Origin of the sequence: Streptomyces sp. LS1784 (genome assembly GCF_020103755.1) — a bacterium.
In the GTDB taxonomy this organism is placed as follows: Bacteria; Actinomycetota; Actinomycetes; order Streptomycetales; family Streptomycetaceae; genus Kitasatospora.
Genome location: NZ_JAHSQD010001098.1, coordinates 1 through 1155, shown reverse-complemented (window position 1 = coordinate 1155; position 1155 = coordinate 1). Strand labels below are relative to the sequence as shown.

Below are 1155 nucleotides of genomic sequence, written 5' to 3'. Positions count from 1 at the left end.
AGCCGGGCGGCGAGCACCTGCCACAGCGCCGGGAGCGACCGGCTGCCCTCCAGGGTGAGGCTGGTGCCGCGGCCGCGCAGGTGCAGCCCCTCGCGCAGCGGCGTCACCGCCACGCCGGGGCGCAGCCGGGGCCGGACGGCTTCCGGTTCGGCCGTCATGCCGCCGCCCCATCCATCCCAGGCGTCTCCGTGCCAGGCTCCTCCGTGCCCGCCTCCGCCACGGCGCCGAGGACCGCCTGCCACCGGTGGCCGGTCAGCTCGGGCACGCTGCGCACCAGCAGGTGGGCGGCGAGGTAGCGCTCCACCGGGCGGACGTCGCAGATCGCGAGCAGCCGGTACAGGCCGTTGGTGCCGGCCCGGTTGATCAGGTAGTCCGGGCGCTGCCACATCGTGCCCTCGGGGTCGACGCGGCGCAGCAGGCGGTGGAACTCGCTGTAGCGGGTGCGCAGTTCGGCGTTCCAGCGCTCGGCGGTGGCCCGGTCGCCGAGGGCCTCCGCGCGCTGCCGGTACTCGGCGTGGCGGCCGCCGAGATCGGCCCCGGCCGCCAGCCGCCGCTCGGCCAGGCTCCAGGCCGTCGCCGACCAGTGCGCCCAGTCCCGCTCCCATCCGCGCGCGCCGCCGTCGGTGATCCGGGCCACCAGCGCGGTGACCGCCCGGCCGGTGCGCTGCCAGCGGCGCTCGAAGCCGGCCCGCAGGCTGCCGTCCGGGTCCTCGTGGACCAGGAAGTCCTCCAGGTGCGAGAGCACCGAGTAGTGCGCGCCGACCAGCCCGTCCGGGTGCGCGGTGGCGTGCGCCGCCAGCGCCGTCAGCACCAGCTGCACCCGCGCCTGCGGCGTGTCGCCGTGCGCGCCGAGGAACTGGCAGGCCGAGTCGAGGGCGGGCAGGCCGATCCGCAGCAACTCCTCGCGCAGCTCGGCGGATCCGGCGCCGATCAGTGCCCGCAGGGATCGTTCGGCGGACCGGTCGACGGGCGCCGCCACGACGGTGTTGTCCGGCACCAGCGGTTCGTACGGCGGCGCGACCAGCTCCGCCCGTCCGGCGGCGGCGGCCTCGGCGAGCAGCTGGTCGTCCGACCGGTCGGCGACGGACGGGTGCGCCTCTGCCCACTCCCGCAGCGCCTCGGCGGCCCGCTGCGCCACCTCGGCCACCCGCGCCT

General features: G+C 77.6%; 1 protein-coding gene. It reads right to left on the bottom strand.

What is annotated here, in order from left to right; translation table 11 throughout:
* Positions 1-154: 154 nt before the first annotated feature.
* Positions 155-1155 (bottom strand): hypothetical protein (locus KS423_RS45910; RefSeq protein WP_224285578.1); only part of this gene is annotated, 1001 nt, incomplete at its 5' end.